Origin of the sequence: Vibrio sp. YT-15, from assembly GCF_033337445.1 — a bacterium.
Classification (GTDB): Bacteria; Pseudomonadota; Gammaproteobacteria; order Enterobacterales; family Vibrionaceae; genus Vibrio; species Vibrio alginolyticus.
Genome location: NZ_JAWOQR010000010.1, coordinates 61,296 through 78,975, shown reverse-complemented (window position 1 = coordinate 78,975; position 17,680 = coordinate 61,296). Strand labels below are relative to the sequence as shown.

The following is a 17,680-nucleotide window of genomic DNA, read 5'->3' as shown; positions in this document are numbered from 1 at the left end:
AAGATAGAACATCTTACCTCTGTACCCTACGAGTATTAATGTACAACAATTGGTCAGAATTGCAAAGAATTTTTGTAGTTTTTTTTCATGAAATTTTTATTAAGCAACATCAAAGTTAACTTTGCGCTAGCTTTTTTAATCTCAAAAAAAAGCCAGCGTTTGTGCGCTGGCTCATAATTAATTGGTTATTTTGGTCTAAAAGTGACTAATGAGCTTGATCCCAGTTATCACCGTGACCTGCTTCTGCAACCAACGGTACTTTTAGCTCTGCTGCAGATTCCATCAATTTCTGTACTTTACTTTCAATTTCGGACAATGATGACTCTTCAACTTCAAAGACCAATTCATCGTGTACTTGCATTAATAACTTCACACGACCATTGCCTTCTTCCTGAATCCACTGATCAACCAACAGCATCGCTTTCTTAATGATGTCCGCAGCCGTACCTTGCATTGGTGCGTTGATTGCCGCACGTTCAGCAGCTTTACGACGCATCCCGTTGCGTGATTTGATTTCTGGTAAATGCAAACGTCGACCAAAAATCGTTTCAACATACCCTTTATCTGCTGCCGTGCTGCGTGTGTCTTCCATGTACTGCATCACGCCTGGGTAACGTTCAAAGTATGTATCCATGTACGCTTGAGCCTCACCACGAGGAATGCCTAATTGCTTCGCCAAACCAAACGCACTCATGCCGTAAATAAGACCGAAATTAACCGCTTTCGCACGACGACGTTGCTCACTTGAAACGTCTTCAATAGAAACACCCATGATTTCTGCTGCGGTTGCCGCGTGGATATCTTTGCCATCACGGAATGCATCCAATAACGCTTGGTCACCAGAAAGGTGCGCCATGATGCGAAGTTCGATTTGCGAGTAGTCGACCGCTAAGATTTTATGCCCTGATGGCGCGACAAACGCTTGACGAATACGACGGCCAGCTTCGTTACGAATTGGAATGTTCTGTAAGTTCGGATCAGTAGAAGATAGACGACCCGTTGCAGTCACTGCTTGGTGGTAAGAAGTATGCACGCGCCCCGTTGATGGGTTGATCATCTTCGGCAGTTTGTCGGTGTAAGTTGATTTTAGCTTCGCCAAACCACGGTATTCCAAAATCAGTTTTGGTAGTGGGTAGTCTAGCGCGAGTTCTTGCAGAACTTCTTCATTCGTCGATGGTGTGCCTGATGGCGTTTTCTTCACAACCGGTAAACCCATTTTTTCAAATAGGATGGCTTGTAATTGCTTTGGCGAGTTCATGTTAAACTCTTGCTCTGCAATTTCGTACGCTTTCTTTTCAAGCTCATCAAGGCGAGCGGTAATCTCGACCGACTGCGCACTCAGCTTCATTTCATCGATAAAGACCCCAGTGCGTTCAATGCGCGAAAGAACTGGCACCAACGGCATTTCAATCTCTTCGTAAACTGTCTTCAGGCTTTCATCCTGCTCGATATTAGCAAACAAGCGATTGTGCAGACGAAGGGTCACATCCGCATCTTCTGCCGCGTATGGCGATGCTTGTTCCAGTTTGATTTGGTTAAACGTAAGCTGATTTTTGCCTTTACCTGCAATTTGCTCAAAAGAAATGCAGCTGTGCTGTAGGAAGCGAAGCGCCAAGCTGTCCATATCGTGTTTACCGCCGACACTGTTGTAGATATACGATTCCAACATCGTGTCGTGCTTAATACCTTTTAGCTCAATGTCGTAACGAGCGAGTACAGACGCATCATACTTTAAGTTTTGACCGACTTTTGCTTTCGCTGCATCTTCAAGAATTGGCTTCAGCTGTTCTAGTACCCAATCACGATCAAGCTGTTCAGGCGCATCTAAATAGTCATGTGCAACTGGCACATAAGCCGCAATACCTTCATCGACAGCGAATGACAAACCAACTAGATTCGCTAGCATGTAATCTAGGTTATCGGTCTCCGTATCAAATGCAAACAGCTCAGCCGTTTGAAGTTTATCTAGCCAAGCATTGAAGGTTTCTTTATCCAGAATTGTTTCATATTGGCTGCGATCGATTGTTACCGCAGAAGTTTCCATCTCGGCTTGAGAAGAAGAAGCTTGTGAAGATCCTGCAAGCTCTACGGCCTCCACAGATCCAGAACCGCCTTCAAGTAGTTCATTCAACCAAGATTTAAACGTCAGTTGGCCATACAGCTTCACTAATTCGTCTTTATTTGGTTCCGCTTTCAGCAATGATTCTGGCGTTTCCTCAAGCTCAACATCCAATTTGATGGTCGCGAGCTCATACGAAAGCATGGCATTTTCTTTGTTGTCGATGAGCTTTTTCGCCATGGTTTTAGAACCACGGAAACCAAGCCCTGCAATATCATCGAGGTTTTCATACAACTTCGTCAGACCACCAATACCTTGCAGTAGTGCGGTCGCTGTTTTATCACCGACACCCGGTACACCAGGAATGTTATCTACTTTATCGCCCATCAGTGCTAAGTAGTCGATGATCAACTCAGGTGGAATGCCAAACTTTTCAACCACACCTTCACGATCCATTACGACGTTCGTCATGGTGTTGATCAAGGTAATGTTATCATCCACTAGCTGCGCCATGTCTTTATCACCAGTACTGATCAATACAGGCATGCCCTTTTGTGATGCTTGGTATGCTAACGTACCGATGACGTCATCCGCCTCGACGCCAGGAACACAGATCAGCGGCAAACCCATTGCACGAATAACATTGTGTAATGGTTCAATTTGACAACGCAGGTCATCCGGCATTGGCGGACGATTCGCTTTGTATTCTGCATACATATCATCACGAAAGGTTTTTCCCTTTGCATCGAAAACCACCGCGATGCGCTCAGACGCAAACTGACGCATCATGCTGCGTAACATGTTCACGACGCCGTAAACGGCATTAGTTGGAATTTCACCATTGCTCATGGTGCCCGGGTAGGCGTGAAAAGCGCGATATAGGTAAGAAGAGCCGTCGATAAGGATCAACGGATTTTCAGGAATACTTGCCATAATTGTCTGTATCCAATTCAGTACTTGAGAGATCTGCCTAGGATGCCATGACTGCTGATCTGAATCTATCTTGTTCGCTCGATCTAGGTCGCGTAAATTTTTCCGACTTTATTCACGAAAACACCACCTCCTGTGGATAACTCTGTTTATAGAAATTATCCACTGGTTATCCAATAACAAAAAACACAAGAAAACACCAACACAAACCATTGATTAATAACAACAAATTCGCATAACGGCGAGAAGATCAACGATCCTAAAATGATCATCGCATGTGGAAAAGATATTAATAGTGACGTCAAATAGAAATCGTAGAAAAGAAAAAAGCGACCCGAATGGGGTCGCCTAGCAGAAGTGGTAAAGCAAATTCTGTAAATAGAGCAGCTTAACCAAGAAGCTATAAATTACACTGGAAGCAATGTGAGCAATGTCGTGTCAAAAAGAATTCGTGCAAGTTCTCGGAAAAATGTTTCATCACTTCTCAACTTTCAGTTAATTAACTTCTGTTAATAAGTCACTCAACGTCCTTGTGAACTTTCCTCATTCCCTAAGACAGGTTTAATAATAATGATTCTCATTTCGTAGTCAACAGTTAAATGAGAAAAAATCTCATTTATTTTCACATTGCTTTAATGAAATGCACTCGAGATTCTCGAAGATTTACTTTTTCTTCAAACTTTTCAATTATATAGCCATTTCTTAATAACAAGCGAAGCATAGCCGGAAACTGGTTTCGAGATTTCACTTTTAATGTGTTGTAGCCTTGTTCTGCCACCCAATCCTCTTGAGCTTCCAAAAGCAGTTGTGCCACGCCTTCATTTCGAGCTTCAGGGACAACACCACCTAACCAGCTATAGAAAACACCATCCTCTAATTCGTAACCTATTTTGAAGCCGACAATCGTGCCATTTTTTTCTGCAACGAGGATTAAACTGTTTTTCTCTTCTAAACGTTGAGTCATGGAGTCTACCGTTTCTCCTTTCGAAAACTCGGTAACACGCGCCACAACTTGAAGTGCTTCTTCCAATGTGCCTTCACGAATCAGCATTGTCATTGTTCTCTTCTCCAAAATAAAAATACCCAAGCACCTTGGATTGTTACTGTTGTAATCCGCCTGAGGTTACTTGGGTATATACAGACGAACAACTCTTGTTGGTCTGGTATTTCTCACTGAGCGATAATTACTCTTCTGTCGCTTCCGGAGTACGATTTAGGTGTTGAGCAGTTTGTGCATTCTCTTCTGCCAACCACTCAGCAACGTCTTTCGCAAAGTACGTTAAGATGCCATCTGCACCTGCACGTTTGAAGCACAATAGTGATTCCATCACAATTTCACGCTCTTTGAGCCAGCCATTCATGATCGCCGCTTTATGCATCGCGTACTCGCCAGAGACTTGATAAGCAAATGTCGGTACTTGAAGTTCAGTTTTTACTCGGCGAACTACATCTAAGTATGGCATACCAGGTTTAACCATCACCATGTCCGCACCTTCATTGATGTCTAGCGCCACTTCGTGAATCGCTTCATCAATGTTTGCTGGGTCCATTTGGTAGTTTTTCTTGTTGCCGCCTTTTAGATTTGAAGAAGAGCCAACCGCATCACGGAATGGTCCGTAGTAGTTCGATGCGTACTTAGCCGAGTAAGCCATGATTTGAGTATGAATGTAGCCCGCGTTTTCTAATGCTTCGCGGATCTTACCAATTCGGCCATCCATCATGTCTGAAGGCGCAACTACGTCAGCACCCGCTTCTGCATGAGACAAAGCCTGCTTAACCAATACTTCTGTGGTTTCATCATTCATTACGTAGCCATCTTCATCGATGATGCCGTCTTGGCCATGTGTCGTGAATGGGTCGAGTGCCACGTCTGTGATTACACCAATTTGAGGAATGTGTTCTTTAAGCGCTCGTACTGCTCGCTGAACCAAACCTTCTGGGTTGTAGGCTTCAGTAGCACATAAGCTTTTAGCGTCTTGGTTTACGACAGGGAAAAGCGCGATTGCTGGAACGCCTAGATTTGCAAGGTATTGTGCTTCTTCTAGCATTAAATCAATCGACAAACGCTCTACACCCGGCATGGACTCCACGCTCTCACGACGATCTTTACCCATAAGAATGAACATTGGGTAAATCAGATCATTAACTGAAAGTTGGTTCTCAGCCATCAAACGACGACTAAAATCGTGCTTACGTAAACGACGCATACGGCGTGCAGGGAATGGACCTTGAATTGATACAGACACCATTTTCTCCTTGTCTGGACGGTTATGATGATCAAATCATCTGGTGAACAAAATCATATCACTCTTGATGCATGTTGCGAGTGACAATCTGGAAAAAGGTAATGAAAAAAACTGAAAATGACCCAGCACTCACACTCAAGTATACTTCGAATACGAAACCAACCATGAAGCACAGAGAGTAACGATGATCGATACCCACGCGCACATCTATGCCAGCGAATTTGATAACGACCGCGATGAAGTAGTACAACGCGCCTTAACGCAAGGCATTAATAAAATCCTGTTGCCAAACATCGATCTGGACTCAATTGAGCCCATGCTAAAAACCGAAGCGGCATATCCTGACGTATGCCACTCAATGATGGGGCTGCACCCTTGTTATGTGGACAGCAATGTTGAACAAACGTTGGAGATCATCCGCGGTTGGTTTGAGAAACACAAGTTTATTGCGGTGGGCGAAATTGGTATCGACCTATATTGGGATAAAACCTATCGTGCTGAGCAAGAAATGGCGTTCGTAGCTCAACTTAACTGGGCAAAAGAGATGGATTTACCGGTCGTTATCCACACTCGTGATTCGATTGAAGAAACACTCACTTTGCTGCGACAAGAGCAAGATGGTCGTCTGCGTGGTGTATTCCACTGTTTTGGAGGCAGCTTAGAAGAAGCACAAGCAATCAATGAGCTAGGCTTCCACTTAGGCTTAGGTGGCGTATCAACCTTTAAGAATGGCGGGATGGATAAAGTCATTCCACATTTGGATATGCAGTGGGTCATTTTAGAAACCGACTGTCCATATTTAGCGCCGGTGCCACACCGTGGTAAACGTAATGAACCAGCCTACACTTCTCTCGTTGCACAACGTGTTGCCGACTTGCGTGATGTCGACATCGCAACCATCGATGCCATAACGACTGAGAATGCCAAAAAGCTGTTTAATATTTAGTTCACGAGAATTGAAAAAAGCGACGAAATCAACGTCGCTTTTTTATCACCTAAACTATTGAATGGACGATTCAACCCGTTGAAATAGTAGAACAATCCATACAAAATTATTGATAAACATAATAATTAACTAGCAACTCTACTTACTTCTCATATCGTCACTTTACTTCGTCCGCTTTGCAAAACTGTCGACAACTCGACACATTATTTTTCTATACTGATTTACGCCCATTAATTAGCACAAATGTAAAACAGCATGAATATGGAAGTTGAAGTGTGTACACATGGTGCTTACTTACAACGCGTACCGCGCAGTTTTTTTCAAAAGCTGCTGGGCATCAAGGAAGTATACGTATGCACAAAATGTGGTTACGTCATGAAAGTTAAGTAATTAGCCCAAGAAAAAACCAACCGCAAAAAAAAGCGGCTCAATTGAGCCGCTTTTCACATCTAGATTAGCCTTATTCTTCGGTTTCCGCTTCTACTTCTTCGCTTCGACGAGTATAAAAACGCGCGAAGAACAAACCGACTTCAAACAGTAAACACATCGGAATAGCGAGTAAGGTTTGCGAGATCATGTCTGGTGGCGTTAACACCATACCTACGACAAACGCAGCCACTATAATATAAGGACGTTTCTGTCTTAAATCTTCTGGTGTAGTGGCCCCAGTCCAACACAACAAAATAATCGCAACAGGCACCTCGAATGCGATACCAAACGCCATAAATAGCGCCAGCACAAAGTCGAGATAACTCGAGATATCAGTTGCAAACTCTACTCCACCAAGAGAGATGGCGGTAAAGAAGCCAAACACCAATGGAAATACCACGAAGTAGGCAAATGCCACTCCACAGTAGAACAATAGCGAACTAGAGAACAGCAGTGGCATGATCAATCGACGTTCATGCTTGTACAAACCTGGCGCTACAAATGCCCACACTTGATACAAGATAAACGGCACCGCAATAAATACCGAAGCAATTAACGTCAGCTTAAGTGGCGTAAAAAAAGGTGACGCTACATCCGTAGCAATCATGGTCGCGCCTTCAGGTAGACGTTCTACTAAAGGTGCGGAAACAAACTCGTAAATGTGGTTAGAGAAATAAATTAGTCCGACAAACACGACCAACACTGCGAGGATTGAGCGCAGTAGTCGGTTGCGAAGCTCCAACAAATGACTAATTAAAGGTTGTGTCTGCTCGACGGTAGACATGGCAAACCTCTTATTAAAAACCAGATCAAAAAGGAGCTACCAATCACTAGTAGCTCCTCCTAATGAGACTATTCGGCTTTCTTATCTGCCGCTGTAACCTTGCTCTCTTGCGCTTTCTCTACCTTTTCTGCTGCTGGCTCTGTTTTTACAGGCTCAGCCTCTGAATCGGTGTTCTTTGCGTAAGGACGATTTACAGATTGCGCTGCCTTCTTCAACTCTTCAACTGAAGATTTCAACTCAGGGGACAAATCATCCATCCCCATTTGTTCTGCTTTGCGCAAGTTTTCTTGCAGCTCTTGGACTTTCAGCTCGTGTGACAATTCGTCTTTGACGCTATTTGCCATACTCTTAGCGGCACCGATAAAGCGAGACACGCTGCGAATAGCATGAGGCAAACGCTCCGGCCCAAGAACGACCAGACCAACAACAGATATTAATACCAGTTCCCAAAAACCGATATCAAACACGTTTTACGCCTGCTCTTTGTCTTTTTTCGTTTCAGGAGCAGCTTCTTTTTTCTGCTGCTCTTCTAGACTTTTTGGTTCGAAGTCTGCGTCTTTGTCATTTTTCGCAGGTTCATCTTCGCTCATCGCTTTTTTGAAGCCCTTAACGGCACCACCCAGATCGCCACCGATACCGCGTAGTTTCTTTGTTCCGAATAGCAATACAACAATTACAGCAATGATTAGAAGTTGCCAAACACTGATACCACCCATTCTCTTTACCTCGGGTCTTTAAACAAACAAAAATATTTCAAGAGTTTAACGTCTATTGACGATAAGCTCGCCAACTAAGCAGCCAAAATGTGACACCTGCGATACCGCAGGCCAACGAAAGCTGCTCAAAAGCATCGTTCACCAATATTGCCGAGCATACGACTAAAGTCGCGCCAACGCCAAACAAAAACTTTCCTGTCGCCTGCTGGCGCTTGCTCTGGCGATACCCTTGATAAAGCTGATCCATACGTTGATTCATCGCTTTACCTTGTTTCAGGCTATCGTAAAGTAGCTCTGGCAGTTCAGGTAATTTCTCTGCCCAAAATGGTGCGCGGTCTTTAATCGCATTCACTAGAGCTTGCGGCCCAACTTGATTCATCATCCATTCTTCCAGGAATGGTTTTGCGGTCTCCCACAAATCAAGTTGAGGATATAGCTGCCTACCAAGCCCTTCCACGTACAACAGCGTTTTTTGCAACAGTACAAGTTGTGGCTGAACCTCCATATTGAATCGACGTGCCGTGTTGAACAAATTCAACAACACATGACCAAAGGAGATTTCGCACAATGGCTTAGCAAAAATAGGCTCACACACAATGCGAATCGCGAACTCAAACTCATCGACATTGGTATCCGCAGGCACCCACCCTGAATCCACATGTAACTCAGCCACTCGGCGGTAGTCACGATTGAAAAACGCCAGGAAGTTTTCCGCCAGATAACGCTTGTCTTCGCTATTAAGTGTACCAACGATTCCGCAATCTAGCCCTATCCACATTGGGTTCTCTGGATGTTCGGGTTTGACGAACACATTACCCGGATGCATATCGGCATGGAAAAAGCTGTCTCGGAACACCTGAGTGAAGAACACACTCACACCGCGTTCCGCGAGCAATTTCATATTGGTGCCATTTGCTTTCAAGCCTTCAATATCAGAGACTTGAATGCCATATATTCGCTCAGAAACCATGACAGTTTCATTACTGAAGTCGGGAAAAACTTCAGGAACATACAATTCTTCGCTGCCCTCAAAGTTGCGGCGCAACTGAATGGCATTCGCCGCCTCACGTCGCAAGTCGAGTTCATCAAGCAGGGTTTTCTCGTACTCACGCACGACTTCAACTGGTTTTAAACGACGTGCTTCAGGCATCGCTCCGGCGACTATACGCGCCATTCGGTGCATCAGTTTTAGATCTGAATCAATGACTGGGCGAATATCTGGGCGGATAACCTTTAATACCACTTCTTGGTTAGTGTCTTTTATGCGCGCAGTATGTACCTGAGCAATCGACGCAGACGCCAGTGGTTTGATATCAAACTCGGTAAACCATTTTTCTAACGGACCACCTAATGCTTGCTCCATCTGCTTTTTTGCCAACTCGCCATCAAAAGGCGCGACTTGGTCTTGAAGTAAAGCTAGGGGATCAGCGATATGCGGAGGAAATAAGTCACGGCGCGTCGACATCATCTGACCGAACTTAATCCAAACCGGCCCCAGCTCTTGCAGTGCTAAACGCAGACGTTCACCGAGTGGTTTTTCTGGGTGCTTGTTCTTAATCCAAAACAAGCTTTTGCGCAGTAAAAGCGGCGCTTTGGTCAGTTGGTGATCGGGAAGCAGCTCATCTAAGCCGTATTCCAGTTGTACTTTGGCGATGTGGTATAAGCGCTTTAGTTCTGCTGGCGTCATGGTTTCTCCAATGCAGGCTTATCTGCATCCAGCTTATTCAGCAAAGCCGTTAAACGAGCTTCAATGCGAGAAGCCTGGCTGCGAACCTCATCAACTTGGTCGCAGAAATAGGCCACTTCTAACGGAGCGGGAGCCAGTTTCCATTCTTCAGTCACTACTTGCGCAAGATGACGTTGGTGTTTTTCTGCTTGAGACGCAAGAAAGTTGCCGATGTTTTTTGAACCTTGCACAAAGGTATGTGCGGCGACATCGCCAGTCACGCGAGACAACCACTCTTCAACATCTGGTTTGCAATCCACCATCAACTGAGAGAATTTCTGCGCCAATTGAATATCGCCTTCGAGTTCAAGTTTATCTTGTTTAATAAGACGAGTGATGTTGGCCTGATCGCGCAGCTCTGGTAACACACTCAAGTTGAGCGATAGATAGCAGTTAGGCTGCCCTTCGTAATGACCAAGCACATCAATTTGCTGACTAAAAACGAATGTCAGTGTTTTATTGATCTCTTTCAGGTGAACTTGAATAACTTGACCTTTTAGACGCGCTAAACGACGGCCCAATGCAGGGTCGTCTTTGATCAGTGTATTCAGTGACGTTTCAATCACAGCGGTGATAAGTGGTTCAAATGGCATGCCGTTAACCCTTAGAATTTATAACCGCGATGCAAAGCCACAATACCACCAGTTAAGTTGTAGTATTTGGTGTTTTCAAAACCTGCGTCTTGCATCATGCCTTCCAGCGTTTCTTGGTCTGGATGCATACGGATTGACTCCGCTAGGTAGCGGTAACTCTCTGAGTCATTCGCAACTAGCTCACCGATTCTCGGCAACAAGTGGAATGAATATGCGTCGTATACTTTAGATAACGGCTCTAGCACTGGTTTTGAAAATTCCAACACCAATAGACGGCCGCCAGGCTTCAGTACGCGGAACATTGAACGAAGCGCTTTGTCTTTGTCTGTCACATTACGCAAACAAAAACTGATGGTGATAACATCAAAATAATCATCAGGGAACGGCAGTTCTTCTGCGTTGGCTTGAACATAATGCACGTTACCCACAATACCGTTGTCACGCAGTTTATCGCGACCAACGTTAAGCATTGAGTTATTGATATCGGCAAGGATGACATGGCCTTCATCGCCAACAATGCGCGAGAATTTCGCCGTCAAATCACCCGTACCACCACCTAGGTCAAGAATACGTTGGCCAGGGCGAGCACCACTACAATCGATAGTGAAGCGCTTCCAAAGGCGGTGAATACCACCAGACATCAGGTCATTCATGATGTCGTATTTTGTTGCCACGGAGTGGAATACTTCGGCAACCTTAGTCACTTTTTCGTCTTTTGCCACTGTAGAGAAACCAAAGTGAGTGGTTTCATTCTCTAACGCTGTATTGGATTGCAAACTTGTGTCCGTCATTCTAATTCCTCTTAGGCAGCGCTTTCCTCTACGGGGCGTTTGTTGACAAATAAAATCGCCCACTGCACTGCGGGCGATTAGTTTACTTTATCCTCAGCCGGATGTCTTTCTACTAACGGGTCATTTTCTGAAAATGCATCACTCTGCGCTAACTGCGCGAGGTCGGAAGAAATCGGTCGTTTAATTTCAACTCCCAAGTGTTTAAAGCTTTCGGCTTGGCGAATCACATTTCCGCGCCCTGTGGCAAGCTTGTTCATCGCACCTTGATAGCTTTGATTCGCCTTATCCAGCGCACCGCCGAGCCCCTCCATGTCGTCTACAAACAATCGTAATTTGTCGTAGAGTTTTGTCGCACGCTGCGCAATCATTTTGGCGTTTTCATTTTGGCGTTCATTGCGCCATAGATTATCAATGGTGCGCAATGCCACCAGCAACGTTGTTGGGCTCACCAAAATGATGTTTTGCTCCATCGCGTCTTTAATCAAGCTCGGATCGGCTTGAATCGCGACTTGGAACGCCGGCTCAACCGGGATAAACATCAGAACATAGTCCAAACTCTGAATACCTTTGAGTTTGTGGTAGTCCTTCATGCTTAACCCTTTGATATGTGCACGTAGAGCAGCTAAGTGCGCATTCAAAGCCTGATCGCGCTCAGCATCAGTTTCGGCGTTGAAGTAGCGCTCATAGGCAACCAGCGCCATTTTAGAATCCACAACCACTTGTTTGTTTTGTGGGAGATGCACAATGACATCAGGTTGGTAACGCTTACCTGCTTCATTTTGTAAGTTCACCTGAGTCTGATATTCGTGCCCTTCACGCAAGCCAGATTCGGCAAGTACCCTAGCGAGCACCACTTCGCCCCAGTTACCTTGCTGTTTGTTGTCCCCTTTCAACGCTTGGGTCAAATTAACCGCTTCGCGCGTCATTTGCTCGTTCAAACGTTGCAGGTTTTTCAGCTCATGCACTAAGGTATGGCGCTCTTTAGCTTCTTGACTAAAGCTGTCATTAACGTGCTTTTTGAACCCTTCTAACTGTTCTCTAAGCGGTGACAACAAGCCTTCTAAACTCTGACGGTTTTGCAAATCGACCTTCGCGGTTTTTTCTTCAAACAGTTGATTGGCCAAGTGCTCAAATTGTTGTTTCAAGCGTGCTTCCGCTTGTTCTAAAATTTGCAGTTTTTCGGCATTAGCTTGGTTAATTTGCTCATGGCGAGCTTGCTGTTCACGCAGCTGCGTTTCTAGACGTGATTTGTGTTCACGCATTTGGCCAAGCTCATCAAAGTATTGCTGGCGCTCTTGCTTTACAGCCTCGAAGTAACGTAGTTTTTCCATTGCTGCCATCAGCTTTCCATGTGTTTGGCGTACTTCAAACGCGGCTTTATCGCGCTCATCATCTAATTCATCCAACTCTTGCTGAGCATCGGCAAGGCTTTGCTTGACCTGTTCAAGTTGCTGTTGATGAAGCTGTTTTTCTGAAAAAAGTTGTTGCTCGAGAAGCTGAGTTTGGGTGATAAAACGCTGTTTCACCCACCAACCGGCAGCGACACCACTAAGCGTGGCAGCACAAAGAGAAGAGAGAATGAGAGATTGGTACTCAAGAATCCATTGCATAATAGCGAGTTAGCCTGTGTTTTGTATCTATAACAATGGTATTTAGACACTGGATAAATGTCCAGTTTGTTGGATGAAAAATCCTCGCATACACTAGGCCTTCCTATAATATTCTTTCTTCCGCTCAAATTATCCAAACCGAGCGGCACATCATCACGCAGAGGCATCATGAACGAGCGTCGCGCCCTAGGATTTGGGCTCTCAGCAGTATTACTTTGGTCTACCGTTGCAACCGCATTTAAACTCACGCTGGCAGAATTTACGCCGATTCAAATGCTATGCATTGCCAGCATCGTCTCTGCGATTGCACTAACAGTAATCTGTGATGTGCAATGTAAACTGGGCCAGTTAAGCGCTACATTTTTCTCAAACCCTTGGTATTACCTACTGCTTGGGTTGATTAACCCTTTGGCGTATTACGTTATTCTGTTCAAAGCATATGACTTGCTGCCCGCATCTCAGGCTCAAGCGATCAACTACAGCTGGGCCATCACCTTAACGCTAATGGCCGCTGTTTTCTTAGGACAAAAGATCCGTGGTAAGGACTGGCTGGCTTGCGGTTTTAGTTATGTCGGCGTGATAGTGATTGCCACACAAGGCAATCTTTTAGGCATGGAATTTGAGAGCCCGTTGGGTGTTGGTCTTGCGCTGCTATCAACACTGCTGTGGGCCGGTTACTGGATTTTAAATACCAAAAATAAGGCGGACCCTGTGGTTGGCGTTCTGCTCGGCTTTTTGGTCGCTATTCCATTCGCCATTGGTTTAAGTCTTTATGAAGGTGCGAGCTGGCAGGCAATCTCAATTAAAGGCTGGGCAGCGGTGACGTATGTCGGACTGTTTGAAATGGGGATCACTTTCGTTTTGTGGCTGAGCGCACTCAAATCAACGCAAAACACCGCGCGTATCAGTAATCTGATCTTTGCTTCTCCATTTATCTCACTCATGTTGTTAGCTACCATCATCGGCGAAGAAATTCATCCTTCAACCTTGATTGGCCTGGTATTGATCATCAGTGGCTTAGTCATTCAGCAAGTCTCATGGGGCAAGAAAACCAAAGCGGTAAACGCTTCTTAATCACCTATCAAAAGCCCTAAAAAACGATGCAATAAGTTGGATAAAAAAGAGATATAGATAACATTTTAATGATAGAAAGCACTTTACGCTGCTAGGATTTAGCTACGCGTTGGATACGATACTCACAAAGCCCAATAGCTTACGCTAGATTCCAATATAATTACCTTTGGGCGATTTAGGACTCGTTATTAATTATGTTTCGCTTCGCTATTCCTTCGCCTTTGATGGCAGACTGGCAACACGTTCTGCGACAATGCTGTGATGTAACTCAAGCTCAGGGACAGCTTTATACTCTGAGCGATACTCAGCAGTGGCTATCGACTGAGGTGTCCACCTCAACCCAAAATCATCGTGCTATCATCGATGTGATAACGCAAGTTGTCGATCACTTTACGCCGACAGATTTTACAGTTAGCCATACCCCCTTTGAAGAGCAAACCTTGAGCATTGGACCGATTTGGCTACCTAATGGCGAATTGCTTGCCGTACTGACACTGACTCACCCTAATGATCAATCAACGGTTGTTTCGGCATGGCTAAGCGCAATCGCGGGGCGGATCAGCTTTGATATCAACTTGCACTGGCAGCAAGAACAAACGCGACATCAAAGCGCGGAAATAAAGCCAACACCAACACTACAAGAGTTTATCGACTGCCTTGAAGACCACGTATGGATAAAAGGCATGGATGGTCTTTATTCGATGACCAACCGAAGCGTAGAAAATGCGTGGCAAAAAACCAACAGTGAAATCATTGGCAAAGACGATTTTGCCCTGTTTAGCCATGAACGTGCGGAAAAATTCATTGATGCCGATAAATTGGTGGTAGCCACTGGCACGCAAAATATTGTTGAAGAATGCCGTCAAATTGATGAAAACAATAACCCCACTTGGCTAGAAACCATTAAGTCTCCTGTCCGTGATCATGCGGGAAACTTAATCGGCATTCTGGGGATGACACGTAACATCACCCGCCGAAAAATGGTAGAAACGCAGCTCTCCTTAGCGTCCCAAATTTTCAACAATTCGCAAGAAGGCATGGTCATTACAGACCGCAATGCCAACATCATTGATGTAAACACGGCTTTTACCCAAATTACAGGCTACCGCTCTGAAGAGGTGATAGGAAAAAACCCACGAATTCTGCGCTCAGGCCATCATGATCAAGGTTTCTATCAACAGTTGTGGCATCAACTCGAAAACAAAGGCCAATGGAAAGGCGAATTCATCAACAGAAAGAAAGATGGCAGCATTTATCCGCAATTAGCGACCATTAGCGCCGTAATGGACGATAAAAACCACCTTATTAACTACATTTGTGTGTTTGAAGATATCTCTGTGCGTAAGGCACACGAAGAAAAGCTGCAGCGCATGGCTTTTTACGATCCATTAACCAATCTACCTAATCGCACCCATTTACTTAGCTTACTCGAGCAACACATCGAAACCGGACACAAAAACCAGCAGACGTTTGCCACCCTATTCTTAGATATCGACCATTTCAAACACATCAACGATAGCATGGGCCACTTCTGTGGTGACCAATTGCTGTCTAAGTTAGCGATTCGTTTGCAAGATGTGCTTCACCTCAATGCGCATGTGGCTCGCATTGGCGGCGATGAATTTGTGATTATTTTGCCAGACATCCATAGTGATGTTGCCTTATTGGAAACCGTCGGCGATATTCTAAGCGTATTCCAGCAACCATTCGACTTGGCAAATCACGACTCACTTCGTGTCTCGACCAGTATTGGTATTGCCTTGTACCCAAGAGACGGTCAAGACAGTGAAACCTTACTGAAAAACGCAGACACCGCGATGTACTTAGCGAAGAAAAATGGACGCAACGGCTACGCGTTTTACTCACCGGATTTGACCGATAAATCCGTATCCCATGTACGCATTCAATCCGCTTTGCATCAAGCAATAGAAAAACAACAACTCCGGTTAGAATTCCAACCGCAATACAACTTGGAACAAAATTCGATTGTCGGCGTGGAAGCTTTATTACGCTGGCAGCATCCAGAGTTTGGCCTTGTACCACCAGCAGACTTTATTCCAATTGCAGAAAAAACAGGGCTGATTCAAAGCATTGGTGAGTGGGTGTTACAACAAGCTTGTTTGCAAGGTAATGCTTGGCTGGACCAAGGCATCGAGTTTGGCAAAATCGCCGTCAATGTTTCTGCGTTGCAGCTTCAGCAGTCAAATTTCATTCAGCGATTAAGTACTATCCTCGATAACACCGGATACCCTGCCCAACGGTTAGATTTGGAGATCACAGAGAGCTTTTTACTGATCGACCCTCAACAAGCCATTGCATCGTTAAATCAATTACGAGAACTGGGTATTGAGATTTCTCTGGATGACTTTGGAACTGGCTATTCGTCTTTGTCTTACTTGAAAGGTTTGCCAATCAACAAACTGAAAATTGACCGCTCATTTGTCAGTGATGTCCCAAGTAATAGTGACAGCAACGCGATTGTGAATGCCATTATTGCCATGGGAAAAACGCTGTCGTTGAAAGTCGTCGCGGAAGGGATAGAAACTCGGAAACAAGCCGATTATTTATTCGAAAAAGGCTGTATTTATGGTCAGGGATATTTATTTAGTCAGCCAGTGAGCGCTGGAAAACTGTTTCGTTGAACCAGCTTGACCCTCAAGTCACTCTCGCGGTGCCACGTCCGCGGAGGTGATTTGCTTTGCTTGATTTTGGGTTGATTGGCATAGCTCTAGGCGATCAACCAAAATATTGATACAAACCAGTAACGGCACGCCGATCAATAGTCCCATTCCGCCCCAAAGCCAGCCCCAAAAAACAAGCCAAACAAAAATCACTAATGGGTTTAAGTTAAACCTTTTCCCCAATAGTGTTGGTGTAACAAACTGACTTTCAATCAAATTGAGCAGTAAATAGATAGACACCACCGTCAGCATAAAACTGACCGACTCCAACTGAAGATAAGCAACAAAGCCAAAGCTCACCATGGATATGACAGGGCCGAGGTACGGCGCAAAATTCATCACGCCTGCAAATGCGCCCCATAGAAATGGATCTTCAAGGCCTAGAACAAAAAACACGGCCCCAACACTCAACCCCAGCCCCGCATTCACTAAAGTGATGGTGCCAATGTATCGAGACAGGTCTTTCTGTAGCGCTTTGACCAACTCAATCGCTTGGCGCTGTTTGGCGAACCCATGTAAGTAAGACACTGACTTTCGAAATAAGCTTCGTCCATGATTGAGCATAAAGTAAACCATAAACAGCACGATCATCGCTTGTGTCAAAATCGTCGGCGTAGTGGTCGCGAGCGTTTTTACCAAAGAAAATACGGTGTTGTTCCCGACCTCATCCATACTCATATCGTTGGCGATATTCAATGGAGTATTAAGGTGATCAGCCGAAGCTTTAGTAACTTCGCTTACTTCTTGCGACACATTTTTCACGATACTGGGCAGCTCAGACCACCATTGCTTGGCGGGCTCCGACATGGCGGCAAGACCAATAATTGAGGCGCCAACGAGGAATGACAGCGTCAACACGACGGTAATAGCACGTGGTAAACCTTTGTCTTCAAGATAATTAATGAAAGGGCTGCACAGCAGAGAAATAAAGGTGCTAAGCACAATAGGTAACAATATTGGCTTGGCAAAATACAGCCCTGGGACGAGTAACAGGACGAGAAGCGTTGCACCAATCGCAGTGTTGGCAGGAATGTTCAATTTCGCTGTCATAATAAGCTCAGAATCGGTAAGAAAATTTTGCGGTGAAATCCGCTA

14 protein-coding genes are annotated in these 17,680 nt (G+C 44.9%); 3 read left to right on the top strand and 11 right to left on the bottom strand.

The window, feature by feature from the left end:
* Positions 1 to 205 precede the first annotated feature (205 nt).
* The 3 genes from polA to hemB all read right to left on the bottom strand — a co-directional run bounded on the left by polA (position 206) and on the right by hemB (position 5,235).
* Positions 206 to 2,992 carry a DNA polymerase I gene (polA, locus tag R7D93_RS17810; protein ID WP_225477623.1) on the bottom strand — a complete coding sequence of 929 codons (2,787 nt, stop codon included), beginning with the start codon at positions 2,990 to 2,992 and terminating at the stop codon, positions 206 to 208.
* Between the two features lie 619 nt (positions 2,993 to 3,611).
* The gene (locus R7D93_RS17805) at positions 3,612 to 4,046 is read right to left on the bottom strand and encodes a GNAT family N-acetyltransferase (RefSeq protein ID WP_005379245.1); all 435 of its coding nucleotides are present in this window, start codon (positions 4,044 to 4,046) and stop codon (positions 3,612 to 3,614) included.
* 127 nt (positions 4,047 to 4,173) lie between these two features.
* Complete coding sequence (gene hemB / locus R7D93_RS17800) at positions 4,174 to 5,235, bottom strand: porphobilinogen synthase (RefSeq protein ID WP_031777176.1); 1,062 nt, start codon at positions 5,233 to 5,235, stop codon at positions 4,174 to 4,176.
* 184 nt (positions 5,236 to 5,419) lie between these two features.
* On the opposite strand from hemB, the gene R7D93_RS17795 reads away from it, so the two are divergent.
* Positions 5,420 to 6,181: a TatD family hydrolase gene (locus R7D93_RS17795; RefSeq protein WP_115385649.1), complete on the top strand. Its 762-nt coding sequence runs from the start codon at positions 5,420 to 5,422 to the stop codon at positions 6,179 to 6,181.
* 460 nt (positions 6,182 to 6,641) lie between these two features.
* On the opposite strand, the gene tatC is transcribed toward R7D93_RS17795, so the two are convergent.
* From tatC to rmuC, 7 genes are all read right to left on the bottom strand, one after another.
* Complete coding sequence (gene tatC, locus R7D93_RS17790) at positions 6,642 to 7,394, bottom strand: twin-arginine translocase subunit TatC (protein WP_005379234.1); 753 nt, start codon at positions 7,392 to 7,394, stop codon at positions 6,642 to 6,644.
* A 68-nt stretch (positions 7,395 to 7,462) separates the two neighbouring features.
* Entirely contained in the window at positions 7,463 to 7,861 is a 399-nt protein-coding gene (gene tatB, locus R7D93_RS17785) for a Sec-independent protein translocase protein TatB (protein ID WP_033905892.1), read from the bottom strand.
* A gap of 3 nt (positions 7,862 to 7,864) precedes the next feature.
* Positions 7,865 to 8,110, bottom strand: coding sequence for a Sec-independent protein translocase subunit TatA (gene tatA, locus R7D93_RS17780; RefSeq protein ID WP_005382958.1), 246 nt, complete (start codon positions 8,108 to 8,110; stop codon positions 7,865 to 7,867).
* 52 nt (positions 8,111 to 8,162) lie between these two features.
* Positions 8,163 to 9,797: a ubiquinone biosynthesis regulatory protein kinase UbiB gene (ubiB, locus tag R7D93_RS17775; protein WP_005379226.1), complete on the bottom strand. Its 1,635-nt coding sequence runs from the start codon at positions 9,795 to 9,797 to the stop codon at positions 8,163 to 8,165.
* Entirely contained in the window at positions 9,794 to 10,429 is a 636-nt protein-coding gene (locus tag R7D93_RS17770; protein WP_005379213.1) for an SCP2 domain-containing protein, read from the bottom strand. The genes ubiB and R7D93_RS17770 overlap by 4 nt, the downstream gene beginning before the upstream one ends.
* An 11-nt stretch (positions 10,430 to 10,440) precedes the next feature.
* Entirely contained in the window at positions 10,441 to 11,220 is a 780-nt protein-coding gene (gene ubiE, locus R7D93_RS17765; RefSeq protein WP_005379210.1) for a bifunctional demethylmenaquinone methyltransferase/2-methoxy-6-polyprenyl-1,4-benzoquinol methylase UbiE, read from the bottom strand.
* Positions 11,221 to 11,297: 77 nt separating this feature from the next.
* Positions 11,298 to 12,830, bottom strand: a complete 1,533-nt coding sequence (rmuC, locus tag R7D93_RS17760; protein ID WP_033905890.1) for a DNA recombination protein RmuC — start codon at positions 12,828 to 12,830, stop codon at positions 11,298 to 11,300.
* A 168-nt stretch (positions 12,831 to 12,998) separates the two neighbouring features.
* Here rmuC and R7D93_RS17755 point away from each other — a divergent pair, with 168 nt between their 5' ends.
* Positions 12,999 to 13,904: a DMT family transporter gene (locus R7D93_RS17755; RefSeq protein WP_225496993.1), complete on the top strand. Its 906-nt coding sequence runs from the start codon at positions 12,999 to 13,001 to the stop codon at positions 13,902 to 13,904.
* Positions 13,905 to 14,098: 194 nt separating this feature from the next.
* Complete coding sequence (locus R7D93_RS17750; protein ID WP_258457220.1) at positions 14,099 to 16,546, top strand: EAL domain-containing protein; 2,448 nt, start codon at positions 14,099 to 14,101, stop codon at positions 16,544 to 16,546.
* Positions 16,547 to 16,564: 18 nt separating this feature from the next.
* Here the strand turns inward: R7D93_RS17750 and R7D93_RS17745 are convergent, their stop codons facing one another.
* Entirely contained in the window at positions 16,565 to 17,635 is a 1,071-nt protein-coding gene (locus R7D93_RS17745) for an AI-2E family transporter (RefSeq protein WP_005379202.1), read from the bottom strand.
* Positions 17,636 to 17,680 lie beyond the last annotated feature (45 nt).